The following is a 242-nucleotide window of genomic DNA, read 5'->3' as shown; positions in this document are numbered from 1 at the left end:
GATCAACACCGCCAGTTTATCGTGGCCATCGGCAAACACTTTGCTGGTCACATGGACCCGCTGGCCCACCACCGCCTTGACGGCAAACTCACCGTCGTCGATGACCGGCATGGTGCTTTCGATCGCGATCCTGGGTAACAGCAGCGCCTGGGACAGCGGCAGCACGGAGTCTTCTGGAACCAGTGTTTCAGCAGTCATCGAGCATCTTCCCCTTACGCCCTGTGGACGCTCTTGGCTTGATC

1 protein-coding gene is annotated in these 242 nt (G+C 59.1%); it reads right to left on the bottom strand.

All coding sequences use genetic code 11. The features are described 5' to 3' along the window. A partial coding sequence (locus AAEY94_RS20800) for a maltotransferase domain-containing protein (RefSeq protein WP_350979945.1) occupies positions 1-198 on the bottom strand: 198 nt, incomplete at its 3' end. Positions 199-242 lie beyond the last annotated feature (44 nt).

It is taken from the genome of Shewanella sp. AC34-MNA-CIBAN-0136 (genome assembly GCF_040309945.1).
Lineage (GTDB): Bacteria > Pseudomonadota > Gammaproteobacteria > Enterobacterales > Shewanellaceae > Shewanella.
The sequence above is the reverse complement of the archived record's forward strand: the minus strand, read 5'-3'. Positions and strand labels throughout refer to the sequence as shown.